Source organism: Pseudomonas pudica (genome assembly GCF_015680405.1).
Classification (GTDB): Bacteria; Pseudomonadota; Gammaproteobacteria; order Pseudomonadales; family Pseudomonadaceae; genus Aquipseudomonas; species Aquipseudomonas pudica.
On sequence record NZ_JADLJS010000024.1, the window covers coordinates 30470 to 53362 of the forward strand.

22 protein-coding genes and 1 tRNA gene are annotated in these 22893 nt (G+C 60.4%); 13 read left to right on the forward strand and 10 right to left on the reverse strand.

From position 1 onward, the window contains the following. Positions 1-88 precede the first annotated feature (88 nt). Positions 89-853 carry a secretin N-terminal domain-containing protein gene (locus IRZ77_RS17170; RefSeq protein WP_173015139.1) on the reverse strand — a complete coding sequence of 255 codons (765 nt, stop codon included), beginning with the start codon at positions 851-853 and terminating at the stop codon, positions 89-91. A gap of 155 nt (positions 854-1008) precedes the next feature. On the opposite strand from IRZ77_RS17170, the gene IRZ77_RS17175 reads away from it, so the two are divergent. Further along, a complete protein-coding gene (locus IRZ77_RS17175) occupies positions 1009-2715 on the forward strand; it encodes a S8/S53 family peptidase (protein ID WP_135002400.1) in 1707 nt (568 codons plus the stop codon). An 84-nt stretch (positions 2716-2799) separates the two neighbouring features. Further along, the gene (locus IRZ77_RS17180) at positions 2800-4242 is read left to right on the forward strand and encodes a SulP family inorganic anion transporter (protein ID WP_108480800.1); all 1443 of its coding nucleotides are present in this window, start codon (positions 2800-2802) and stop codon (positions 4240-4242) included. Positions 4243-4354: 112 nt separating this feature from the next. Here the strand turns inward: IRZ77_RS17180 and fusA are convergent, their stop codons facing one another. Together fusA and IRZ77_RS17190 are read right to left on the reverse strand one after the other, a co-directional pair. After that, the gene (fusA, locus tag IRZ77_RS17185) at positions 4355-6466 is read right to left on the reverse strand and encodes an elongation factor G (protein ID WP_046615596.1); all 2112 of its coding nucleotides are present in this window, start codon (positions 6464-6466) and stop codon (positions 4355-4357) included. 73 nt (positions 6467-6539) lie between these two features. Then, a complete protein-coding gene (locus tag IRZ77_RS17190; protein ID WP_108480801.1) occupies positions 6540-6965 on the reverse strand; it encodes a hypothetical protein in 426 nt (141 codons plus the stop codon). Positions 6966-7196: 231 nt separating this feature from the next. Between IRZ77_RS17190 and IRZ77_RS17195 the strand changes: the two genes are divergently transcribed. Continuing rightward, positions 7197-7499: a hypothetical protein gene (locus tag IRZ77_RS17195; RefSeq protein WP_015271046.1), complete on the forward strand. Its 303-nt coding sequence runs from the start codon at positions 7197-7199 to the stop codon at positions 7497-7499. Positions 7500-7502: 3 nt separating this feature from the next. On the opposite strand, the gene IRZ77_RS17200 is transcribed toward IRZ77_RS17195, so the two are convergent. Then, positions 7503-8753: a 2-aminoadipate transaminase gene (locus tag IRZ77_RS17200; protein WP_085599530.1), complete on the reverse strand. Its 1251-nt coding sequence runs from the start codon at positions 8751-8753 to the stop codon at positions 7503-7505. Between the two features lie 233 nt (positions 8754-8986). After that, positions 8987-9883: a transcriptional regulator GcvA gene (gene gcvA, locus IRZ77_RS17205; RefSeq protein ID WP_046615600.1), complete on the reverse strand. Its 897-nt coding sequence runs from the start codon at positions 9881-9883 to the stop codon at positions 8987-8989. 255 nt (positions 9884-10138) lie between these two features. Between gcvA and IRZ77_RS17210 the strand changes: the two genes are divergently transcribed. The 3 genes from IRZ77_RS17210 to IRZ77_RS17220 all read left to right on the forward strand — a co-directional run bounded on the left by IRZ77_RS17210 (position 10139) and on the right by IRZ77_RS17220 (position 12862). After that, positions 10139-11521, forward strand: coding sequence for an amino acid permease (locus IRZ77_RS17210; RefSeq protein WP_108480803.1), 1383 nt, complete (start codon positions 10139-10141; stop codon positions 11519-11521). 60 nt (positions 11522-11581) lie between these two features. Then, entirely contained in the window at positions 11582-12079 is a 498-nt protein-coding gene (locus tag IRZ77_RS17215; protein ID WP_061551111.1) for a PaaI family thioesterase, read from the forward strand. An 87-nt stretch (positions 12080-12166) separates the two neighbouring features. Continuing rightward, on the forward strand, positions 12167-12862 hold the full coding sequence (locus tag IRZ77_RS17220; protein WP_046615603.1) for a glutathione S-transferase N-terminal domain-containing protein: 696 nt from the start codon (positions 12167-12169) through the stop codon (positions 12860-12862). A 132-nt stretch (positions 12863-12994) separates the two neighbouring features. Here the strand turns inward: IRZ77_RS17220 and IRZ77_RS17225 are convergent, their stop codons facing one another. Next, complete coding sequence (locus tag IRZ77_RS17225) at positions 12995-14611, reverse strand: inorganic phosphate transporter (protein WP_108480804.1); 1617 nt, start codon at positions 14609-14611, stop codon at positions 12995-12997. Between the two features lie 128 nt (positions 14612-14739). Here IRZ77_RS17225 and IRZ77_RS17230 point away from each other — a divergent pair, with 128 nt between their 5' ends. From IRZ77_RS17230 to IRZ77_RS17260, 7 genes are all read left to right on the forward strand, one after another. After that, a complete protein-coding gene (locus IRZ77_RS17230) occupies positions 14740-15126 on the forward strand; it encodes a DUF488 domain-containing protein (RefSeq protein ID WP_108480805.1) in 387 nt (128 codons plus the stop codon). Positions 15127-15458: 332 nt separating this feature from the next. Further along, positions 15459-15890 (forward strand): GNAT family N-acetyltransferase, encoded by a 432-nt coding sequence (locus IRZ77_RS17235; protein ID WP_108480806.1) that lies wholly within the window; start codon positions 15459-15461, stop codon positions 15888-15890. 115 nt (positions 15891-16005) lie between these two features. Then, positions 16006-16362 (forward strand): helix-turn-helix domain-containing protein, encoded by a 357-nt coding sequence (locus IRZ77_RS17240; protein WP_108480807.1) that lies wholly within the window; start codon positions 16006-16008, stop codon positions 16360-16362. A 96-nt stretch (positions 16363-16458) separates the two neighbouring features. Then, the gene (gene gacA / locus IRZ77_RS17245) at positions 16459-17097 is read left to right on the forward strand and encodes a response regulator transcription factor GacA (RefSeq protein ID WP_015271036.1); all 639 of its coding nucleotides are present in this window, start codon (positions 16459-16461) and stop codon (positions 17095-17097) included. A gap of 5 nt (positions 17098-17102) precedes the next feature. Further along, on the forward strand, positions 17103-18926 hold the full coding sequence (gene uvrC / locus IRZ77_RS17250) for an excinuclease ABC subunit UvrC (protein ID WP_013973365.1): 1824 nt from the start codon (positions 17103-17105) through the stop codon (positions 18924-18926). Between the two features lie 32 nt (positions 18927-18958). Continuing rightward, a complete protein-coding gene (gene pgsA, locus IRZ77_RS17255; protein WP_015271035.1) occupies positions 18959-19519 on the forward strand; it encodes a CDP-diacylglycerol--glycerol-3-phosphate 3-phosphatidyltransferase in 561 nt (186 codons plus the stop codon). Positions 19520-19583: 64 nt separating this feature from the next. Next, positions 19584-19659 (forward strand) — tRNA-Gly (locus IRZ77_RS17260). A gap of 540 nt (positions 19660-20199) precedes the next feature. Here IRZ77_RS17260 and IRZ77_RS17265 read toward each other — a convergent pair. From IRZ77_RS17265 to IRZ77_RS17275, 4 genes are all read right to left on the reverse strand, one after another. Beyond that, positions 20200-20697 carry an Imm26 family immunity protein gene (locus IRZ77_RS17265; protein ID WP_085599517.1) on the reverse strand — a complete coding sequence of 166 codons (498 nt, stop codon included), beginning with the start codon at positions 20695-20697 and terminating at the stop codon, positions 20200-20202. A gap of 536 nt (positions 20698-21233) precedes the next feature. Beyond that, positions 21234-21752 (reverse strand): SMI1/KNR4 family protein, encoded by a 519-nt coding sequence (locus IRZ77_RS17270; RefSeq protein WP_108480809.1) that lies wholly within the window; start codon positions 21750-21752, stop codon positions 21234-21236. Then, on the reverse strand, positions 21724-21846 hold the full coding sequence (locus IRZ77_RS27110) for a hypothetical protein (RefSeq protein ID WP_256220376.1): 123 nt from the start codon (positions 21844-21846) through the stop codon (positions 21724-21726). Before IRZ77_RS27110 ends, IRZ77_RS17270 begins: the two co-directional genes overlap by 29 nt. 242 nt (positions 21847-22088) lie before the next feature. Beyond that, positions 22089-22883 carry a hypothetical protein gene (locus IRZ77_RS17275; RefSeq protein WP_146190384.1) on the reverse strand — a complete coding sequence of 265 codons (795 nt, stop codon included), beginning with the start codon at positions 22881-22883 and terminating at the stop codon, positions 22089-22091. Positions 22884-22893 lie beyond the last annotated feature (10 nt).

Genomic DNA, 22893 nt, shown 5'->3' on the forward strand with positions numbered 1-22893 from the left:
TGGTTTTTTTCACTTACTACATCTTTGGTCTAATGCGACTTGGCAGTCAGTTTCAAGGCCTTTGGTCGAGGCCTTGAATTGCCTGGGATCAGTCGAGAAGGTCGACTTTGACACGCAAAGTCATGTTTTCACCCCGTTGGGTGCTGTAACTATGGCTTGACGCGCTACGGTCGGCTTGACTCTGCTGGTTGTAGCCCGCCAGGGTGATCCATTCTCCGAGCTTGCCGGTGATTGTCGTGTCGGTACTTTGCACTTTCACTACATCAGCACGTTCCTGGCTGATGCGATCATTATTGGTGCTTATTTGCAGACGAACCGTGTCACCACTCAAGGTGGGGGTGACATAGAAACCCTGGGTCACGTTGCGGTATTCGGTGTTGCTCTGGATGCGTCCGTAGCCGTCGGTGCTGGTGCTGGTGATCGGGATGCTCTGGCCAACCTGGATCAGCGCCGGCTGGCCTTCGCTGGCCTGAATCTGCTGCAGGCCGCCGTCACGGTTGCTGGTGCCGTAGTGGATGACACGTGCGTTGCCACGGTTGTCCTGGAAGTTGCTGTCGTTGTTGTCGACGCTGATCAGCAGGCGCTTGGGTGCGGTGTCCAGCTGTTGCAGCAGGGTGCGCAGGTCGTCGATGCGCTCGGGGCTGGCGTTGACGATCAGCTTGTTCTCGAAGGCGCTGACCGTGCCATCCTTGCCAATGAACGCCTGGGCGGCGGGCAGCAGTTCGGCGCTGCTGCGGTGTTGTAGCGGCAATACCTCGGTGGCGGCCTGGGCGGTGAGGCTGGCGGCCAGCAGCAAGGCGGCGAATAGGGGGCGTAGCGGCATGTCCATGATCTCCGCAGGTGGAATGGACATGATGGCAAATTTACTGACTTCCTGCCGGGTCTGGATCATGTCGATGATGGGGAAGTGGCTACCAAAGCACCTGGGGCGAGACGGCTGTCCGCCATGGCTGAACCTTTGATCTTTCCCGTCAGTCGCATTCACAGGGAGTGAGTGGGGCTGATGGCATGAAGCGTGGTCTGATCCTGTTGTTGTGGCTTTGCAGCCTTGGTGCCCAGGCTGCAGCTGATTCGTTGCGCATCAAGCAGCTGCAGCGTTGCGGCGACCTGCTTGGCGATGGCCAGCAGCAATGGTGCCTGCGCGCCGAGGGGCTAGGGGCGCAGCTGCCGACGGTCTGGCTCGGTGATGCGCGGCTGCCGACAGCCGATTTCGAGCGGCACGGTGACCGGCTTACGCTCAAATTGGCGGAACAAGCCCTGCGCAGTGCTCCGCTGTGGCTGGAAGACGGCGAGCGCACCAGCAACCCGGTTTGGCTCACCCGCCAGCGCAGCCATGTTGTGGCCGCCGGGCCTGATGAAGTGGCGAAGAACATGGATGGCCTCACCACCTATGTGGACCTGGTAAGCCTTTTGATCGAGGAAAAACATGATGGCTACGGCGAAGCCCGACGGATCGCCGCGAAGTACGGCGCCCAGGTCGTGGGTACCATACCGCCGCTGAATGTCTACCAGTTGCGCTTGCCAGTGGGCGACCTGGTGCAGCGCGACGCGATGATCCTGCGCATGGGCAGTGAAGTCAGCGTGGATGCAGTGATTGTCGAGGAGTCTGCCCCGGAGCGTGGCGAGGAAGGCAGCGGACGCGATGCCCAGGCCATCGATCAGGCGGATGAATGGGCCGCCAACCGCTTCATGGACGCGCTGTATTACTACCAGCGGCGAATTGCCGCTTCCAGCTTGCCGGTGCAACCGGTGCGGGTCGGGGTGATCGAGCGAGAGGTGGACTTCGACGCGCCAGGGTTCAGCCATTATCGAGGGCGCTGCGAGCAGGCGCAGACGTGCCTGTATGCGCGCGACGATGACCGCCCAGGCAGTCACGGCAGCCATGTGGCCGGTATCCTGGCGAACCAGGATGAAGGCTTTTTGCCAAGGCTGGGCAAGCACAGTCCTGGCTTCGAGGTGATTGTCGAGCGCAACTCGGATGCCGGTATCACCGCCAATATCGCTGCATCGGTGAACCTGGTCGAGGATGGGGTGCGGGTGTTGAACTGGAGCTGGGGCATCCATCGGGTAGGGGCGCGCGATGTCAAAGGTGACGAAGTCGATTCGCTGGTGCGTTCCGGGCTGGCCATGAGTGGCTATGAGGAACTGCTCGAGGAGTTCTTCCTGTGGCTGCGCGCCGAGCACCCTGATGTGGTGGTGGTCAACTCGGCGGGTAATGGTGCGTCCTGGTCGGGTACGGATGAATATCGCCTGCCATCGTCGTTCATCACCGAACAATTGCTGGTGGTGGGCGGGCACCAGCGCAGTGACAAGTCAGTGGCGGTCGAACACCCTGGCCATGTGCGCAAGCGTCATAGCTCCAACATCGACATGCGCGTGGATGTCAGTGCGGCGGCCTGCATTCGCCCGGGTGCGGGCGCTGCGCATTGTGGCACGTCGTACGCAACACCGCTGGTGACTGCAACCGTGGCGACGATGCTGTCGATCAACCCGGCCCTGACCCCCGAACAGGTGCGCATGCTGTTGCGACGCAGCGCCTTGACCCTGGGCGCCGAGCAGGATTTCGAAGCGATGGACGCCGAGGACCTGACGGCGCCGATCCTGCCGTCTGAGCGTGGCGGCCAACTGAACCACCCCGACCTGGGGCGTTCGGCGCGCCTGGACATGCAGCGCGCCCTGGACCTTGCAGTGCAGAGCCGGGAGCGGGTGCGCTGAACGGTGGCCGCTGCCGGACAAATTCCGTAACATCGCGCCCGCTTGTTTTCGATTTGTCCATCCGGACTGCACCACAGGATACCCATGAAACCCGCCCGACTCCGTGCCGACGTGCTCGCCGGCCTGACCACCTCGTTCGCCCTGGTGCCCGAGTGCATCGCCTTTGCCCTGGTGGCTCACCTCAACCCGCTGATGGGCCTGTATGGCGCCTTCATCATCTGCACCCTGACGGCGCTGTTCGGTGGTCGGCCGGGGATGATTTCCGGTGCCGCCGGCTCGATGGCGGTGGTGATCGTTGCGCTGGTGGTGCAGCACGGTGCGCAGTACCTGCTGGCCACGGTCTTGCTGGGCGGCGTGGTGATGATCCTGTTCGGCTTGCTGCGCCTGGGCAAGCTGGTGCGGTTGGTGCCATACCCGGTGATGCTCGGCTTCGTCAACGGCCTGGCTATCGTCATCGCCATGGCCCAGCTGGAGCACTTCAAGGAGGGCGGGCACTGGCTAGGCGGTGTACCGCTGTACCTGATGATCGGCCTGGTGGCGCTGACCATGACGGTGGTCTATGTGCTGCCGAAGTTGACCCGTGCGGTGCCGCCAGCGCTGGTAGCGATCCTTGGTGTTGGTTTGCTGGTGTACCTGCTAGATCTGCCTACCCGCACCCTGGGCGACATGGCGCGCATCGCCGGTGGCCTGCCACAGCTGGCCCTGCCAGACGTGCCGTGGAACCTCGAGACCCTGAAGATCATCGCCCCCTACGCGGTGCTGATGGCCATGGTCGGCCTGCTGGAAACCCTGCTGACGCTCAACCTGACCGATGAAATCACCGAGAGCCGTGGCTACCCGGACCGCGAGTGCGTGGCACTGGGCGCGGCCAACATGGTTTCCGGCCTGTGCGGTGGCATGGGGGGCTGCGCGATGATCGGCCAGACGGTAATCAACCTCAGTTCCAATGGCCGCGGCCGGCTGTCGGGCGTGGTGGCCGGGGTGATGGTCCTGCTGTTCGTGTTGTTCCTGTCGCCGCTTATCGAGCGCATTCCGCTGGCGGCGCTGGTCGGGGTGATGTTCGTTGTGGCGCAGCAGACGTTTGCCTGGGCGTCTTTGCGGGTGCTGCACAAGGTGCCGGTCAGCGATGTGCTGGCGATCATCGCGGTGACCGTGGTCACGGTGTTCACCGACCTGGCGGTGGCGGTGCTGTTCGGCATCGTCATCGCGGCGGTGAACTTTGCCTGGCAGCATGCGCGGGAGCTGTATGCCGATAGCCGTGAGGATGGGGAGGGCGGCAAGCGTTACCAGGTGCACGGCACACTGTTCTTTGCCTCGACTACGGTGTTCCTGAACCAGTTCGACCCGGCTAACGACCCGGCCAAGGTGACCCTGGACTGCCAGCATTTGAGCTTTGTCGATTATTCGGCGATTGCGGCGTTGAAGACCTTGCGGGAGCGGTATGCGAGGGCGGGCAAGCAGTTGCGGGTGGTGCATCTGTCCGAGCGATGCAAGAAGCTGCTGAAGCGGGCTGGGGAGCAGCACTGAGAGTGGTTGTTGCCTGTACCGGCCTCTTCGCGGCTAAAGCCGCTCCCACAGGTGTTATGCATTCCCTGTGGGAGCGGCTTTAGCCGCGAAGAGGCCGGTACAGGCGAATGAACTATTCCCCGCGGTTCTTCTTGACGATGGCATCGGCAATGCTCGCCGGTGCCTCGGCATAACGGGTGAACTCCATCGAGAAGCTGGCCCGGCCCTGGGTCATGGAGCGCATCGAGGTGGCGTAGCCGAACATCTCGCCCAGCGGTACCTCGGCACGGATCACCTTGCCGGCCGGCGTTTCATCACCATCCTGAATCATCCCGCGGCGCCGGCTCAGGTCGCCAAGGATGTCACCCTGGTACTCCTCCGGGGTCACCACTTCCACCTTCATCACCGGCTCCAGCAACACCGCTCCACCTTTCTGCGACAGCTGCTTGGTGGCCATCGAGGCGGCGATCTTGTAGGCCATTTCGTTCGAGTCGACATCGTGGTACGAGCCGTCGTACACCGCCGCCTTCAGGTTGATCAGCGGGTAGCCGGCCAGCACGCCGTTCTTCATCTGCTCCTCGATGCCTTTCTGGATCGCCGGGATGTACTCGCGTGGTACCACGCCGCCAACGATCTCGTTGATGAACTCCAGGCCTTCCTTGCCCTCGTCGCCGGGGGCGAAGCGGATCCAGCAGTGACCGTACTGCCCTCGGCCACCGGACTGGCGGACAAAGCGGCCCTCGATCTCGCAGGTGTTGCGGATTTTCTCGCGGTAGGCCACCTGCGGTTTGCCGATGTTGGCCTCGACGTTGAACTCGCGGCGCATGCGGTCGACGATGATGTCCAGGTGCAACTCGCCCATGCCCGAGATGATGGTCTGGCCGGTCTCCTCATCGGTGCGCACGCGGAATGACGGGTCTTCCTGGGCCAGCTTGCCCAGGGCTATGCCCATTTTTTCCTGGTCGGCCTTGGTCTTTGGCTCCACCGCCACGGAAATCACCGGGTCGGGGAAGTCCATGCGCTCCAGGATGATCGGCTTGTCCATGTCGCACAGGGTGTCGCCGGTGGTCACGTCCTTCATGCCGATCAGCGCGGCGATGTCGCCGGCGCACACGTCCTTGATTTCGGCGCGCTGGTTGGCGTGCATCTGCACCATGCGACCGATGCGTTCCTTCTTGCCCTTGACCGAGTTGAGCACCGCGTTGCCGGAGCTGAGCACGCCGGAGTAGACCCGGGCGAAGGTCAGGGTGCCGACGAACGGGTCGGTGGCGATCTTGAATGCCAGGGCCGAGAACGGCTCGCTGTCATCGGCGTGTCGCTCCAGGTGCTTTTCTTCGTCATCCGGGTCGGTGCCCTTGATGGCCGGGATCTCCGACGGGGCGGGCAGGTAGTCGATGACCGCGTCGAGCATCAGCGGCACGCCCTTGTTCTTGAACGACGAGCCGAGGATGGTCGGCACGATCTCGTTGTTCAGGGTGCGTTTGCGCAGGCCGGCCTTGATCTCTTCGATGCTTAACGCTTCGCCTTCGAGAAACTTGGTGAGCAGTTCGTCATCGGCCTCGGCCGCTGCCTCGACCATGTGCGCGCGCCACTCGTCGGCCAGTGCCTGCAGTTCGGCGGGGATGTCTTCCTCGCGGTAGCTGGTGCCCTGGTCGGCATCGTTCCAGTAGATCGCCTTCATCTTCACCAGGTCGATCTGGCCAATGAAGTTCTCTTCGCTGCCGATCGCCAGCTGGATCGGTACCGGGTGGTGGCCCAGGCGCTGATCGATCTGCCTGACCACGCGCAGGAAGTCGGCGCCCTGGCGGTCCATCTTGTTGATGTAGGCAAGGCGGGGCACGTGGTACTTGTTGGCCTGGCGCCATACGGTCTCGGACTGAGGTTCGACCCCGTCCGCGCCGCTGAACACCACCACCGCGCCATCGAGCACGCGCAGCGAGCGTTCCACCTCGATGGTGAAGTCGACGTGGCCCGGGGTGTCGATGATGTTGAAGCGGTACTTGTGGGCGAACTGCTTGGTCGAGCCCTGCCAGAAGGCAGTGGTCGCCGCCGAAGTGATGGTGATGCCGCGCTCCTGCTCCTGGGCCATCCAGTCCATGGTCGCGGCACCATCGTGCACTTCGCCCATCTTGTGATTGACCCCGGTGTAGAACAGGATCCGCTCGGTGGTCGTGGTCTTGCCGGCGTCCACGTGGGCGACGATACCGATATTGCGGTACAGCTCGATGGGCGTTGTACGGGCCATGGCGGACTACCTGCGGATGAACGGATTCTCCCACGGTAGCAGAACGGGAGAATCCTGCTTTACCGCCGGGCCGTCAGTCGGCCTGGGCTTGCAGCAGCCACTGGCCATCCACTTCGCGGGCCAGGCCGCTGGCAGGCAGCAGGGCCAGCAGGCGCGCGTGCAGGGCAGCCTCTGTGAAGGTCTTGAGGGTGGCCAGGTCCAGTGCGCCGACCAGGTTGAGATCGGCCTTGGTGTATGACAGCCAGGCCTTTTTCAGGGCCTGGGCGACGTCGCTGCCGGAGGTGCTGGCAAAGCGGCGGTGCCATTGGCTGCCGTCGAAGGTGAAGGTGTGGGCGTGGCTGTAGGTGCCTTGGTCGCCACCTTCGGTGCAGCGATGGCAACGGCACGCGCCTTCGCCGAAGGCGTTGCGCAGGTAGCTGTTGAAGTCCACCACGGGCTTGAGGGACAGGCGTTTGTCGACTTCGAACAGGTCGGCGATCAGGGGTTCTTCGGCGCTCACTCGGTATCCTCGTGTGGTGTGGCATGCATCGGCGGGCACCCTAACAGATCGGGCCCTTCAGATCACCTTTTGCAGGCCCGGCCTCTTCGCGGGTAAACCCGCTCCCACAGGTACTGCGCATGCGGTCCCTGTGGGGCGGGTTTACCCGCGAAGAGGCCAGTAGAGACAATAGAGACCACCTGCCGTACTCTACGCGCCCATACGCCTACACACCCACTGAGGTAACCCCGCTTGAGCACCAAGTACCCGTACATCGCCACCATCACCGTCAGCGCCGAAGACCGTGGCGGCGACGCCGAGGCCTCGGAAAACCCCAACATGCGCGTTGGTCTGGAAGCGGTGACCGAAACGCTGAAGAAGGTGCATTTCGTCGGTACGCTCGCAGCCCCCGAAAAGAACGCCACACACATCTGCGTGACCCTGGAGAACGGCCTGACCTACTACGGCCCGATCGTCAACGGCCACGCCGAGCTCGAAGGCGGCTGGATTGCCTTCGAGTCCGACATGCTCACTCCGGCAGAACTGGGTTTGTAAGTATCAGTTCAGCTCGGTCAGGCACTGCTCGAGGATATCCAGGCCCTCCTCGAGCACTTCGGCCTCGATGGTCAGCGGTGCCAGCAGGCGGATGATGTGCCGCGCCTTGCCGCTCGGCATCAGCAACAGGCCCTTGGCCCGCGCCGCTTCCATCACCTTGGCCAGTTGCGCCGGTGCCGGGCTGCCGTCGGCATTGACGAATTCGATCCCGCGCATGGCGCCGACGCCGGTCAGGCGGCCGATGAACGGGCTCAGGCCCGAGGCCTTCCAGTGCTCGAAGCGGCGCACGATTGCCTGCTCCTGGCGCTCACCCCAGGTAGCGACGTTCTCGTCGGTCATCTGCGCCAGGCTGGCCAGGGCCGCTGCGCAGGCGATCGGGTTGCCAGAGTAGGTGCCACCCAGGCCGCCTTTGGGCAGCGCTGCCATCAACTCCTTGCGCCCGACCACTGCACCCAGCGGCATGCCGCCGGCAATGCTCTTGGCCAATAGCAGCAGGTCGGGCTCGAGCCCTAAGCGCGGGAAGGCGAAGCGCTGGCCGGTGCGGCCGAAGCCCGACTGGATCTCGTCGATGATGATCAGGATGCCGCGCTCGTCGCAGAAGCGGCGCAGGGCCTGGGCGAAAGCTGGGTCAAGGGCGAGGAAGCCGCCTTCGCCCTGCACCGGCTCGAAGATGAACGCCGCCACGTCCTCCACTGCCAGCTCGACGCTGAACAGGCGGTCCATGGCCTTGAGGGCCTGTTCGCAGGTAACCCCAGTGTCGGCGCTGGGGTAGGGCAGGTGATAAACCGGCCCCGGCAGTTCACCGACCCGCTGCTTGTACGGGGCGACCTTGCCGTTGAGGTTCAGGGTGGCCAGGGTGCGACCGTGGAAGCCGCCGTCGAAGGCAATGATGGCGCGTTTTCCGGTGGCACCACGGGCCACTTTCAGGGCGTTTTCCGCAGCTTCCGCGCCACTGTTGGTGAGCATGCCGGCCAATGGGTAGCTGACTGGTACGAATTGGCTCAGTTGTTCCATCAGCGCCAGGTATGGGCCGTGGGGGGCTGCGTTGAAGGCGTAGTGGGTCAGGCGAGCGGCCTGGGTCTGGATCGCCTCGACCACGGCCGGGTTGCAGTGGCCCAGGTTGAGTACACCGATACCGCCGACGAAGTCGATGTAACGTTTGCCGTCGGTGTCCCAGACTTCGGCATTGCGGCCATGGGAAAGTGTGATCGGATGAACGATGGCAATGGACTGGCTGATACTTTCCTGGTTCATGGGCACGCGGACCTTTGTTCGAATTTCTTATTATCCAAGCGTGTTGGCAGGTTATTCCGCAAACGAATTATTCGATTGCGATCATTCCATGGATTCGTGATCTCGCCATTTTTTTGTTACCTGTGCCGGCCTCTTCGCGGGCTTGCCCGCTCCCACAGGTACTGCACAGTGTTCAAACCTGCAGCGATCCTGTGGGAGCGGGCAAGCCCGCGAAGAGGCCGATGCAGGCAGCATCAATCCCCCTCGGCCACCCGCTCCCGAATCCACTGCACGAAGGCCCTGACCTTGGGCACTTCGGCCGCATGCTCGGCATGGGCGATGAAGTGCCGGCCATTGCTCGCCACCGGGTGGTCCCAGGCCACCACCAGCTTGCCCTCGCTCAGCTCTTCGGCCACAAGGTAGCGCGGAATCAGGGCGATGCCGCAGCCGGCAATGGCCGCGCGGATGCACAGGTAGAACGTGTCGAAGCGGGGCCCGTGGTAGCTGTTCTGGCTGTGCAGCCCCAGCCCCAGGAACCATTCGTGCCAGGCCTCCGGGCGCGACACGCACTGCAACAGGCGGTGTTCGGTCAGCGCCTGGGCACTGTCGAAACGGTAATTGGCCAGCAGTTGCGGGCTGCACACCGGCACCACTTCCTCGCTGAACAACTCGATGCAGGTTGCCCCGGGCCAGGTGCCCTGGCCGAAGAAAAACGCAATGTCGGCCTTGGCCTGCACCAGATCGAACGGCTCCAGCTCGTTGCGGATATCCAGGTGAATGCGCGGGTAGCGGTCGCCAAAACCCTTCAGCCGGGGTACCAGCCAGCGTGCGCCGAAGGTGGGCTGTGTGGCGATGCGCAGCACTTCGGTCTCGTCGCCGTAGCTGAGGATGTAGCGGCTGGAAATGTCGATCTGGGTGAGGATCTTGTTCACTTCGGTGAGGTACAGCGCGCCTGCCGGGGTCAGGTGCAGGCGCCGGCGAATGCGCTGGAACAGCGAGTGCGACAGCATGTCTTCGAGCTGCGCTACCTGCTTGCTGACGGCGCTCTGGGTCAGGTGCAGTTCCTGGGCCGCGCGGGTGAAACTCAGGTGGCGGGCGGCCGCTTCGAAGCACTGAAGGGCGGTGGTCGAAGGCATCAGGCGTTTGGACATGACGGGCAAATACCGAGCAAAAAAGGAAGGAGTTCATTCCATAACGGAATCATGTGTTTCGAAAAGGTCGTTTGTTGACCCCGCCCTATAGATTAATACTGACCTGGATCAACGATTACAACCGGTCGTGCGAAGAGGAGGTCAGTACCCGCTTCCGGCATCTGCAAAACAACAACAACGAACATCAGAAATTTATAAGAATTCTGCTCCAGTCTTCAGCCGCCTTGCTGCGGCCGACCCATTCGAGGGTTCTTCATGGCTTCGCTACACAACAACAAACAGCGCTCCCTGCAGCACGGCCTGACGTCCCGTCAGGTATCCATGATCTCCATCGCCGGCATCATCGGCGCCGGCCTGTTCATCGGTTCCTCCAACGCCATCGCCACCGCCGGCCCGGCCATCCTCATCTCCTACGCCATGACCGGGCTGCTGGTCCTGCTGGTGATGCGCATGCTGGGCGAAATGGCCATCGCCAACCCCAACAGTGGCTCGTTTTCCACCTATGCCTCCGAAGCCATCGGCCCTTGGGCGGGCTTTACCATCGGCTGGCTGTACTGGTGGTTCTGGGTACTGATCATTCCGGTCGAGGCCATTGCCGGTGCCGACATCCTGCATGCCTACTTCCCTGGCGTGCCGTCGTGGCTGTTCGCCTTCCTGATCATGCTGGTGCTGTCGGGTACCAACCTGATCAGCGTGAAGAGCTTCGGTGCCTTCGAGTACTGGTTCGCACTGGTCAAGGTGGTGGCGATCATCGCCTTCATCGTGGTCTGCAGCCTGGCGGTGTTCGGCGTCTGGCCGCTGGCCGAGGTGTCGGGGGTCAGCCGGTTGTGGGACAACGGCGGCTTCATGCCCAACGGTTTCGGCACTGTGCTCGGTGGCGTGCTGATCACCATCTTCTCGTTCTTCGGCGCCGAAATCGTCACCATTGCGGCTGACGAAACCGCCAACCCGAAAGACAAGATCCGCCGCGCCACCAACCTGGTGGTGTACCGCATCGCCATCTTCTACCTGGCGTCGATCTTCCTGGTGGTGTCGCTGGTGGCGTGGAACGACCCGGGCTTGAAAGCGGTGGGGTCGTTCCAGCGCGTGCTGGAAGTGCTGAACGTGCCGGGTGCCAAGCTGCTGGTGGATATCGTGGTGCTGGTGGCCGTGACCAGCTGCATGAACTCGGGCCTGTACACCGCGTCGCGCATGCTCTATTCGCTGGGTGCCCGCGGCCAGGCACTGAGCGTTACCAAGCGTATCTCCGGCTCTGGCGTACCGACCGTGGCGGTCATCTTCTCGACCCTGGCCGGCTTTGCCGGATGCTTTGTCAACTATGTGTTCCCGGGCAAGGTATTCGGCTTCCTGCTGTCCACCACCGGCGCCATCGCCTTGCTGGTGTACCTGGTGATTGCCGTGTCGCAGCTGCGCATGCGGGCCCGTGCCGAGCGTGAAGGGCGGCCGCTGGAGCTGAAGATGTGGCTGTTCCCGTGGCTGACCTGGCTGGTGATCGGCACAATCGTCATGGTGCTGGGCTACATGCTGTTCAGCGATGCCTACCGCTACGAGACGCTGATGACTGCCGGGGTGACCGCGTTCATCCTGCTGGTTTCGCTGACCCAGCGGCGCGCCAGGGTGGTTGCCCAGGCGGCCTGATGTTTCTGCTTTAATGTGGGGGCGTTGCGCGCCCCCCATATCAATAAGCACAGGAAGCGTATGAACGACCATTCCCTTTCCCTCCAGGCCCTCGCCGCACCCGACGGCACTTGCTACGGCTGCGGTTGCTCCCACCCCAGCGGCCTGCACCTGCAAAGCCACTGGGACGCCGACGGCATCCACCTGGTGTGCCGGCACGCGCCCGACAGTACCTTCATCGGCTGGCCCGGGCTGGTCTACGGCGGGTTGCTGGCGATGCTGGTCGACTGCCACTCCAACTGGACGGCAATGGCTTACCACTACCGCAACGAAGGTCGCGAAGCGGGCAGCCTGCCGCGCATCGACTGCGTCACTGGCAGCCTTGGCCTGAACTACCTCAAGCCCACGCCCATGGGCGTCGAACTGCTGCTCAAGGCGCGTGTGGAAGGTGAAGTCGGGCGCAAGACCCGGGTGATCTGCGAAGTCTGGGCCGATGATGTGCTGACAGTGACTGCCGACTCGGTATTCGTTCGCGTCGATACCGAAAAGCTCAAGCTCAAGGCCCACGGCCAGGCGTGAGGTGCCAGTGCTGATGAGTGGTCGGTGATGGTCAGCGGCCGGGGATGTCTCTAGAGTGAGAGCTTCATTCCCCAGGCAAGGTTGATCATGACCGATCTCAGTGCTTTCCCCATTACCCGCAAATGGCCCGCCAGACACCCCGAGCGCCTGCAGCTTTACTCGCTGCCGACGCCCAACGGCGTCAAGGTGTCGATCATGCTCGAAGAGATTGGCCTGGCCTATGAGCCGCACAAGGTCAGCTTCGACAACGATGACCAGCTGAGCCCCGAGTTCATCTCGCTCAGCGCCAACAACAAGATCCCCGCCATCCTCGACCCCAATGGCCCGGGCGGCCAGCCGCTGCCGCTGTTCGAGTCGGGGGCGATCCTGCAGTACCTGGCGGAGAAGAGCGGCCAGTTGCTCAGCCAGGACCCGGCACAGCGTTACCAGACCTTGCAGTGGCTGATGTTCCAGATGGGTGGCATCGGGCCGATGTTCGGCCAGGTCGGGTTCTTCCATTTCTTCGCTGGCAAGGAATACGAGGACAAGCGCCCGCGGGACCGTTATGTCAACGAGTCCAAGCGCCTGCTCGGTGTTCTGGACCGGCATCTGAACGGCCGGGAATGGATGGTCGACGAGTACAGCATTGCCGATATCGCGATCTTCCCGTGGGTGCGTAACCTGGTTGAGCGTTACAACGCCCGAGACCTGGTCGGCTTCGATCAGTTCAAGGAAGTGCAGCGGGTGCTGGCGGCGTTCCTCGAGCGGCCGGCCGTGCAACGCGGGCTGAAAATTCCAGGTTGAGGTTGGCTGTAAGGGCCCTATCGCCGGCAAGCCGGCTCCCACAGGTAATGCACAGGGCTTGAGGTCTGTGGTGTTCCTGTGGGAGCTGGCTTGCCGGCGATAGGGCCAGTGAAGGCGAAACTGTATTCAGGCTCAGAAGATGTGGTGCAGCAGCCAGTACAGGCTGCCGGCCAACAGCATCGCTGCCGGCAGGGTCAGCACCCAGGCCATCAACAGGTTGACCAGCGTATGCTTCTGTATCCCCGACCCGTTGGCCACCATGGTCCCGGCCACCCCGGAACTCAGCACGTGGGTTGTCGACACCGGCAGCCCGAACATGTCCGCCGCACCAATGGTGCACATTGCCACCACTTCGGCCGAAGCCCCTTGGGCATAGCTGAGGTGGGTCTTGCCGATCTTCTCGCCTACCGTCACCACGATGCGCCGCCAGCCGACCATGGTGCCCAGCCCCAGTGCGATGGCCACGGCCACTTTCACCCACAGCGGGATGTAGCGGGTGGCATCGTCCAGCTGGGTCTTGAATAGCAGCACCTGACTGCGCGTGTCTGCATCGAACATCACCAGCTGGTTCTTCTCGATCAGGCGGATGGCTTCGCTGGTCAGGTACATGTCGTTGCGCACGTTGGCCATGGCTTCTGCCGGTACCCGCTTGAGCGAGCCATAACCTTTGACCTCTTCGCCGATCATGCCGGTCAGTGCCGCCAGCGCCGGTATCAGTTGGGGGTTGGCCTTGGGCTCGGCAATGAACGTAGTCAGCACCTGACGTGGGTCGGCCGGTGCTGCTTGCGGGGCGTCGCGCACCAGTGCCTGGCGGGTAACCTCGGCGACTGCGGAAAACTGCAAGGCCTGTTCATTGGGCATGGTCTTGTTCAATGCATAAGCCATCGGCAGGGTGCCAACCAGAATCAGCATGATCAGGCCCATGCCTTTCTGGCCGTCGTTGGAGCCGTGGGCGAAGGACACCCCGGTGCAGGTCAGGATCAGTACACCGCGAATCCACCACGGTGGTGGTGTCTGGCCTTCCGGCGCCTGGTACAGCGCCTTGCGCTTGACCAGCGCGCGCAGGGCCAGCAGCAACAGGGCGGCACAGGCAAAGCCGATCAGTGGCGAGAACAGCAGGGCGTAACCGACCTTGCTGGCCTGGGCCCAGTCCACGCCGCTGGTACCGTCGCGCCCGTGCATCAGGGCATTGGCCACGCCCACACCGATGATCGAACCGATCAGGGTGTGCGAGGATGATGCCGGCAGGCCCAGCCACCAGGTGCCGAGGTTCCAGATGATCGCTGCCAGCAGCAGGGCGAAGACCATGGCGAAACCGGCCGAGGAGCCGACCTGCAGAATCAGCTCCACCGGCAGCAGGGCGATGATGCCGAACGCCACCGCGCCACTGGAAAGCAGCACGCCGAGGAAATTGCACAGCCCGGACCAGACCACGGCGACGGGGGCCGGCAACGAGTGGGTGTAGATGACGGTGGCCACCGCGTTGGCGGTGTCGTGGAAGCCATTGACGAACTCGAAGCCCAGGGCAATCAGCAACGCCAGGCCCAGCAGCAGGAATGGCGTGACCGTGGTGATTACCGTGCCGCTGGCCGTCACATCCTGCTTCAGGCTCCAGGCGGTGTAGGCGATACCGGCCAGCAGCAGGCCGAAGAACAACACCAGGGTGGCTCGCCCGGGCTTGTGGGCAAGTTGCGGGCGGGCATCGCGTTGGGCCAGTTGCGGCAAGCTGGCCAGTGAGGGGGTTGCCATGGTGGCTCCGGTCGGGGTGGGGCAAGGGTGCCGAAGGCCTTGAGCATAGAAACAATTCGTAACCCGGCCGTGACCTCGATCAATGATTTATCTAGGCTCAAGACGGACGGTAATGGCAGGAGAGACCCATGATTCGCTGCAAGCGTGTCTACGATGCGGTTGAGCAGGACGACGGCCTGCGCGTACTGGTCGATCGCCTGTGGCCGCGCAACAAGCGCAAGGAAGACCTGCACGGGCAGTGGTTGCGCGAAGTTGCACCCTCGGATGAGTTGCGCAAGGCGTTTCACCAGGGTGAAGTGGATTTCGCCGGCTTCACTCAGCTTTACCAGCAAGAGCTGGCGGCCCACCCCGAGTATTGGTACCCGCTGCTGGACCAGGCCGGAAAGGGCACGCTGACATTGCTTTATGCGGGCAAGGATACCGAGTACAACAATGCCCGGGTGTTGGCTGAATGGCTGGAGGATGAACTGGACCGGCGTGGGCCCGGCAGTTCGCCCGTGTGCTACGCCCAATGATTGGTATTCGTTGTGCTGGCCCTATCGCCGGCAAGCCAGCTCCCACAGGTACGGCGCTGCCTTCAAGACTATCGTTGTAACTCTGGGAGCTGGCTTGCCGGCGATAGGGCCAAAACAGGCAACACAAGACAGTTGCTCCACAGGTACGGCGCTGCCTTCAAGACTATCGCTGTACCTGTGGGAGCTGGCTTGCCGGCGATAGGGTCAAAACAGGCAATACAAGACAGTTGCTCCACAGGTACGGCGCTGCCTTCAAGGCTATCGCTGTACCTGTGGGAGCTGGCTTGCCGGCGATAGGGCCGGGCCTGGCAAACCGAAGAGTCCGAAATGTGATGTCCCTGAAACTGACCCCCGCCAACGACACCCACCGCACCTTCGCCCGTGACCTCACGCGCCGCGCCATGCTGCCGTACTACCGCGAATACGACCTGCTTTGGCTAGAGGAAGCCTTCGACGAAGCCTGGGGCTGGCGCGAGCAGTGGCTGGTGACTGAAGGCGACGCCGTGTTCGGTTTCTGCAGCCTCAGCCAGGACCGCCAGGCGCTGTTCATCCGCGAGTTGCACCTGCTACCCGAGCACCGTCGATGTGGGGTCGGCAGCTGGGTGCTGGAGCAGCTGGCATTGTGGGCCCGCCAGCGGCACCTGCCGCTGCTGCGGCTGATGGTGTTTCGCAGCAACCCGGCGCGTGTGCTCTACCAGCGCCATGGTTTCGTCGAAATGGGTGAGGACGAATGCTTTGTGCGCATGCAGCGCATGATCGACTAATAGCTCAATGATGGCTTGTCGCGACTGGTGAGCATCGGCATAGTGCCCAGGCGTTCACGGCCGCCTGCAGGTAGGTAGGCCGTACATGACTGTGATCAGGGATAAGGAGACCCCCATGAATGGAATCGGTCCGCGGCTGAGGGAAGAGCGAGAACGTCTGGGGATGACCCAACGCGTGTTTGGCGATATCGGCGGGGTCGAACCCAATGCCCAGGGCAAATACGAGAGTGGTGAACGCACGCCACGGGTTGATTACCTGGCGGCATTGGCAACCCGAGGTGTAGATGCGCTATATGTGCTCAGCGGTATCCGCACCCCGGTACCGCTCGAGGGGCTGAGCGCCGATGAGTCCTGTTTGCTGGGGGCTTTCCGGCAGTTGTCGTGCGACGATCAGGCTGCACTCTGGCATTTGTTGCGGCGGTTGACCAACAACGACAAATCCAGGCAGACAGTGAGGCCGCTTACGGTTTAACGTCAGGCGTTTCTTACGGAAGGAATGCGTTAGGTCCGCCGTGAAAAATTTTGTTAAGGTGGCAGGATCCAATCGCCCTGCTGACGAGGTGTGTGCTTGATTAGGGTCTTAGTGGTCGACGATCACGATCTGGTACGAACCGGTATTACACGCATGCTGGCCGACATCGATGGCCTGCAGGTGGTGGGTGAGGGCGATTCGGGCGAGTCGGCACTCAGGCTGGCCCGTGAACTGAAGCCGGATGTGGTGCTGATGGATGTGAAAATGCCCGGCATCGGCGGCCTGGAGGCCACCCGCAAGCTGCTGCGCAGCCACCCGGACATCAAGGTGGTTGCCGTGACCGTGTGCGAGGAAGACCCGTTCCCCACGCGCCTGCTGCAGGCCGGCGCTGCTGGCTACCTTACCAAGGGCGCCGGCCTTGACGAAATGGTCCAGGCTATCCGCCTGGCCTTCGCCGGCCAGCGCTACATCAGCCCGCAGATTGCCCAGCAGATGGCGCTGAAGCCATTCCAGCCACAGGGCTCGCCGTTCGATGCCTTGTCGGAGCGGGAAATCCAGATTGCCCTGATGATCGTCGGCTGCCAGAAAGTGCAGATCATTTCCGACAAGTTGTGCCTCTCGCCCAAGACCGTCAATACTTACCGTTATCGGATCTTTGAAAAACTCTCGGTCACCAGCGACGTCGAACTGACCTTGCTGGCCGTTCGCCACGGTATGGTCGACGCAAGCCTGTAAACCTCATGTCTCAAGTTTTCGATGCCAGCGCATTCCTGGCGACCTGCAGTGGTCGCCCGGGCGTCTACCGGATGTTCGATGGCGAAGCCCGGTTGCTTTACGTGGGCAAGGCCAAGAACCTGAAGAAACGCCTGGCCAGCTATTTTCGCAAGACCGGCCTGGCTCCCAAGACCGCCGCGCTGGTGGCGCGCATCGCCCAGGTCGAAACCACCATCACCGCCAATGAAACCGAGGCGCTGCTGCTGGAGCAGAACCTGATCAAGGAATGGCGGCCGCCGTACAACATCCTGCTGCGCGACGACAAATCCTACCCCTACGTGTTCCTTTCCGACGGCGAGTTCCCGCGGCTGGGTATTCACCGTGGGGCGAAGAAGGCCAAGGGCCGCTACTTTGGCCCGTACCCCAGCGCCGGGGCCATTCGTGAAAGCCTCAGCCTGCTGCAAAAGGCCTTTTCGGTGCGCCAGTGTGAAGACAGCTACTACGCCAACCGCACCCGGCCATGCCTGCAATACCAGATCAAGCGCTGCAAAGGGCCCTGCACGGGCCTGGTGACCGCCGAGGAATATGCCGAGGACGTGCGCCACTCGGTGATGTTCCTCGAAGGGCGTAGCCAGCAACTGGGCAATGAGCTCAATGCCGAGATGGAGAAGGCCGCCATGGCCCTCAATTTCGAGAAGGCCGCCGAGTTGCGTGACCAGATCGCCTTGCTGCGCCGCGTCCAGGACCAGCAGTACATCGAAGGCGGCAGCGGCGACGTCGACGTTATCGCCGCCTTCGTCAACCCCGGTGGCGCCTGCGTGCACCTGATCAGTGTGCGTGGCGGGCGGGTGCTGGGCAGCAAGAATTTCTTTCCGCAGGTGGGCATCGAAGAGGAGGTAGCCGAAGTGATGGCCGCGTTCCTCTCCCAGTACTACCTGGGCAATGCCGAGCGCGAATTGCCGGGCGAACTGATCGTCAACGTGGTGCACGAAGACTTCGCAGCCATCAGCGAAGCCCTGCAGACCCTGCGCGGCCGTGAGCTGACCATCAGCCACCGGGTACGCGGTACCCGCGCCCGCTGGCAGCAGCTGGCGGTGACCAACGCCGAGCAGGCGCTCAATGCCCGCCTGGCCAACCGCCAGCACATGGCCGCACGTTTCGAGGCCTTGGCCGAGGTGCTGGGCCTGGACGAGGTGCCGCAGCGCCTGGAGTGTTACGACATCAGCCATTCCAGCGGCGAAGCCACCGTGGCCAGCTGCGTGGTGTTCGGCCCCGAAGGCCCGCTCAAGTCCGACTACCGCCGCTTCAACATCGAAGGCGTCACCGCTGGTGACGACTACGCCGCCATGCACCAGGCCCTGACCCGCCGTTACGGGCGCATCAAGGATGGCGAGGGCAAGCTGCCAGACGTGTTGCTGGTGGACGGCGGCAAAGGCCAGCTGAACATGGCCCGTGACGTGATGCAGGAGCTGGGCTTCAGCGACCTGACCCTGCTTGGCGTGGCCAAGGGCGTGACGCGCAAGGCCGGTTTCGAAACCCTGTACCTGAACGACGTGCACCACGAGTTCACCCTCAAGGGCGACTCACCGGCCTTGCACCTGATCCAGCAGATCCGCGACGAGGCCCACCGTTTCGCCATCACCGGCCACCGCGCCCGCCGTGGCAAGGCCCGCCGGGTGTCCAGCCTGGAGGATGTGGCCGGGGTAGGGCCCAAGCGCCGGCGCGACCTGCTGAAACATTTCGGCGGCCTGCAGGAGCTCAACCGCGCCAGTGTCGATGAAATCGCCAAAGCACCCGGCATCAGTAAAAAGCTTGCCGAGTCGATTTATGCCAGCCTGCATAGCGAGTAGAATGCGGGCTCAACTTGCGGCCAGTCGTACCGATGAATATTCCAAACCTGCTCACCGTTCTACGCGTCCTGCTCATCCCGATCTTCATACTGCTGTTCTATATGCCGTACCACTGGAGCTACATGGCCGCCAGCAGTGTGTTCGCCGTTGCCGCCGCCACCGACTGGCTGGACGGCTACCTGGCGCGTCGCCTGCAGCAGAGCACGCCGTTCGGTGCCTTCCTCGACCCTGTGGCCGACAAGCTGATGGTGGCGGTGGCCCTGGTGCTGCTGGTGCAGACCCATGCCAACTTCTGGCTGACCCTGCCGGCCGCGGTGATCATCGGCCGCGAGATCGTGGTGTCGGCGCTGCGCGAGTGGATGGCCGAGCTGGGCGCCCGGGCGCATGTAGCGGTGTCCAACCTTGGCAAGTGGAAAACCGCGGCGCAGATGCTGGCGCTGGTGATCCTGCTGGCCAACCCGCCGGCGGTGACCTTCTGGGTAATCCTCGGCTACGCGCTGCTGCTGGTGGCGGCGGGGCTGACCCTGTGGTCGATGGTGCACTACCTGCTGGCCGCCTGGCCGCACCTGCGCGAAGGCTCTGAGCAGAAATAAAAGTTTTTTTGAATCAAGGGGTTGACGCTGTTTTAGAAATCGCTAGAATGGCACCCATCACGACGCGGGAATAGCTCAGTTGGTAGAGCACGACCTTGCCAAGGTCGGGGTCGCGAGTTCGAGTCTCGTTTCCCGCTCCAAATATAGATTTACAGGGTTCCATGGAAATCTGTAAATCATTGAAAAAAGACGCTTCGGCGTCTTTTTTCGTTTCAGTCAGATCCATCAGGATCCATGGCATTCGGGCCTTTCCAGGCTTTGTACGAAATCCCAAGAAACCCAATCACCGCCCCTCGAACGCTGAAACTTTGCAGAGTCCCCCGGCATCGACGGAAAGGCATTCTGTGATGGCAAAGCGTTACGAATACTCGGACGAGGTGTGGGGTGTGGTCTCCGAGCTCCTCATCAAGCCCCAGCAGCTACCGGCCTAGCCTTGGGATATCCGCACCCGGCAGGAGCTGACTCGTTGTTCTGGCTTTCACGGTACCAGGGAAAGCTGACCTTTACTCGGCCCCACTCATCGCAATAGATCTCTTCTCCCTTCGGGCCGACCAAGGTAGCCTCGTGTGCTCCGCCGATGTGACGATGAGGTCCATGGTGTTCTTCGTGCATGAACTGCATGGACAGCTCATTGGTCGACAAGTCCGGTTGCGTACACTTATGCTGGTGAAATTATGGTTTTACCAGTTTAGCTTTAGTTCTTCGTTTATTGTTTCCCAGAATCTGTGATTGCTAAGAGCTTTAAGCAAGGGGAGCGTTAGGGCCTCTGTATTTGATATTTCAACTTCCTCATTGAGGATGTTGACTTTTTTCCAGTTGTTGTGTGTTCCGTACAGGAAGTAGTAGTTTCGATAGGATTCTGGTGATGATATCTCTTGATGGCCAATTATTCTCCAGTCGCCACCTTTGTCAATTTTCTTGTCGAATAAAGCGTAACTATCTAGCAGTAGCGGTCGGCCTGCTAAGGCTGATTGTTCAAGTTCTTGCTGGGTGATTGATGGGCTGTCTTTAGTGATATTTAATATTTCGACTGCGTGGCCTACAATCATTTTTGACAAGATTTTACCGAAATGATAGTTGCTGTTGTCTTTGGTGAGGCAAAATATATCTCCAACAGAGATTTTTCTCAGCATTGTTCTCTCTTTATCTTCCCACTTCCAGGTTTTTAGTTCTTTCATGGGCAAGCTCCTATTTTTTTGTTCTTGCTGGCTTAATTGATGTTGAGTGGCATGTTGACTTGCTGTAGTTGATCACCAGCAGCCGGTGCTGACCTAGAATCATGCAGGCGGCCTGGAGCTGGAAGTTGGGCTTGTCCCCCACCTTGAATTCAATGGCCATTTCTCGAGCTTCGACGGAGTGCTCACCTCCCCCAAACGTGCGATCTTCGTGGGTGTGATGGTCATTGCCCCGGACTTTTTTCGCAGCATCCGCAGTTGGTCATCGATGGCTTGGTCTAGAGTCTTGTCGTTGCCGACGGGGCTGCGCGCCATTACCAACGTGGTGTCTCGAGCACGAAAGCGCAGCATGTTGAGCGTCAGGTCTTCAGGTGCTTCCTCGCCTAGGTCGGAAGCGGCGGCAACAGATACTGCTGAGATGTCTGTTGTTCGCCTGCTTTGGTTGACCATAAAGTAGTATTGATTTGACGGTGGTTGCAGATCTATCTGCAATCGCCGTCAATGTTTATAACGCCACGCAGATGGTGATATTTACATAATTATGGTTTTCTCGATCCTCTTATGGCGTCGAGGAAAGCGCGAAAATTGGGAGCGATAAGTATTGCGCTCGAGGGATCGGATAGGTGCTCTGATCTCGTGTATCTAATAACTCCGGTTGCTGTGTCAATCCAGAAGTCGTTGTCGCCAGCGTCACCCGCGAAAGGGATGTTTTTTGAAAGAAAGCAGGAGTTAGCTTTGTGATGAATTATTCTTAAGTCTAGTTTTTCTGTTGTCGACATTAATCTTGAGTGTGTCTGGTTTGGGTGCGCGGGTATAAAGTTGAACGCTTCGATTTCTAGGAGGTTGTAGTCGTCTGGCTTTAAGGTGTAAATGTCTTCTCTGTAGATATAGGCGCCGCCATCAAGGTATCCTCCATTATAGGTGGAGTAAAATGATATTAGGCTGTCTCTTTCAGGGAAATTGTTAGGGAATATCTGTTTTAATGAGTTAATGCTCAATCCTGGCAGTGAGTCGTTGAGCATGATGTCATTATGGGTAAATAGCTTTTTCTTGCCCATTTGTCTTAACCTTTGCGTAAAGTGGATTTTTATTAATGGCACCACTTTGCATGTTGGTGTATTGGGCTTGGAATTTTGCGAAAGGGAGTTCCATGTTTTTCTCCTGTGGGCAAGTGGTTTTATTTGGTGGCAACAGACATACTGCTGGATGTCTGTTGATCGCCCTTTTCGCTTAGTGAATGGTCAGCTCGACATTCATCATATCCATGCCTTCACCGCGTTCCATGGCTCTGGTTGTGCTGACTTGATCGGAGAGTCCCTAGGGCAGGAGCGGCAGCAATAGATATACATCTATATTGGTTTCTATTGTTCGCTCACTCCAATTGCTGTGAGTTTTTATATTTTGTCCATGATATCTTGCTGTTCGGAAAACCAAAATTTTATAGCTGAGTCATTAATTCCGTTTGTGCCTGTCCAGAAGTCAATGGGGTATCGCCAATCAGATTTTGATGTTTTTGCGGATTTTGAAAAGGGAGGTGTGTATTCATAGATATAGCCTGGGTGCAAAGGGGATTGCAAGATTCCGGTAAATCCGAGAGTTTCTAGTAGGCCTCTGATTTCTTCTTTTGGAAAATTTAAGTGCTTATTGTTGCTTAGTCTTTTAAGTAGCGATGTGGGAGTCTCGTTTATTGGAGAGATGGCTAGTTCGCTTAAAAGAACTATGAATCTCTCGTTTGTGAATTTTTTTGGTGCTGGTAGATTAGTGTCTAGTTGTAAATAGAGAGCTAGATCTGCAGGAGTCATGCTTCTTAATGAGCCGTAGAGGTATCTGGAGCAGTTGATAAGTGTCAGGTCTATGGTTTGAGTCTCGAAGGCTCCGCAAGTTTTGCAGTAAACGTCGAGTCCTTGGTAAGTGTGGCGTGGTAACTTTGATGCAACTGAAAAGGCCGAAAAAGCGGCTCTGTATTCAGGTTTGAAGTTTTGAACCCCGTAGAGGAAGTGATCTGTAACAAGTTTTTTGGATGTTGATTTGAGTGAATGGTCAAGCCACCTCAGGCACTCGTCGTGAGACATTGTTTTTGGGGGGATGTATAGCTCTGATTCAATCAAGATGCTGATATCTTCGTCATGGCTGTCTATACCTATAGAGTAATTCTTTAACGCTTTTTTGGTTCTGGCTGGGATTTTCATGATGGAGTGC

Bases quoted from the DNA above. Each gene is read 5' to 3' on its own strand.
- IRZ77_RS17240 (WP_108480807.1), top strand. From the start codon at position 16,006: ATGAATGGAATCGGTCCGCGGCTGAGGGAAGAGCGAGAACGTCTGGGG.
- IRZ77_RS17170 (WP_173015139.1), bottom strand. From the start codon at position 853: ATGTCCATTCCACCTGCGGAGATCATGGACATGCCGCTACGCCCCCTA.
- IRZ77_RS17200 (WP_085599530.1), bottom strand. From the start codon at position 8,753: ATGAACCAGGAAAGTATCAGCCAGTCCATTGCCATCGTTCATCCGATC.
- IRZ77_RS17275 (WP_146190384.1), bottom strand. From the start codon at position 22,883: ATGAAAATCCCAGCCAGAACCAAAAAAGCGTTAAAGAATTACTCTATA.
- IRZ77_RS17265 (WP_085599517.1), bottom strand. From the start codon at position 20,697: ATGAAAGAACTAAAAACCTGGAAGTGGGAAGATAAAGAGAGAACAATG.
- uvrC (WP_013973365.1), top strand. From the start codon at position 17,103: ATGTCTCAAGTTTTCGATGCCAGCGCATTCCTGGCGACCTGCAGTGGT.
- IRZ77_RS27110 (WP_256220376.1), bottom strand. From the start codon at position 21,846: ATGGAACTCCCTTTCGCAAAATTCCAAGCCCAATACACCAACATGCAA.
- IRZ77_RS17175 (WP_135002400.1), top strand. From the start codon at position 1,009: ATGAAGCGTGGTCTGATCCTGTTGTTGTGGCTTTGCAGCCTTGGTGCC.
- IRZ77_RS17225 (WP_108480804.1), bottom strand. From the start codon at position 14,611: ATGGCAACCCCCTCACTGGCCAGCTTGCCGCAACTGGCCCAACGCGAT.
- fusA (WP_046615596.1), bottom strand. From the start codon at position 6,466: ATGGCCCGTACAACGCCCATCGAGCTGTACCGCAATATCGGTATCGTC.
- IRZ77_RS17230 (WP_108480805.1), top strand. From the start codon at position 14,740: ATGATTCGCTGCAAGCGTGTCTACGATGCGGTTGAGCAGGACGACGGC.
- IRZ77_RS17180 (WP_108480800.1), top strand. From the start codon at position 2,800: ATGAAACCCGCCCGACTCCGTGCCGACGTGCTCGCCGGCCTGACCACC.
- IRZ77_RS17215 (WP_061551111.1), top strand. From the start codon at position 11,582: ATGAACGACCATTCCCTTTCCCTCCAGGCCCTCGCCGCACCCGACGGC.
- gcvA (WP_046615600.1), bottom strand. From the start codon at position 9,883: ATGTCCAAACGCCTGATGCCTTCGACCACCGCCCTTCAGTGCTTCGAA.
- IRZ77_RS17235 (WP_108480806.1), top strand. From the start codon at position 15,459: ATGTCCCTGAAACTGACCCCCGCCAACGACACCCACCGCACCTTCGCC.
- IRZ77_RS17220 (WP_046615603.1), top strand. From the start codon at position 12,167: ATGACCGATCTCAGTGCTTTCCCCATTACCCGCAAATGGCCCGCCAGA.
- IRZ77_RS17270 (WP_108480809.1), bottom strand. From the start codon at position 21,752: ATGGGCAAGAAAAAGCTATTTACCCATAATGACATCATGCTCAACGAC.
- pgsA (WP_015271035.1), top strand. From the start codon at position 18,959: ATGAATATTCCAAACCTGCTCACCGTTCTACGCGTCCTGCTCATCCCG.
- IRZ77_RS17210 (WP_108480803.1), top strand. From the start codon at position 10,139: ATGGCTTCGCTACACAACAACAAACAGCGCTCCCTGCAGCACGGCCTG.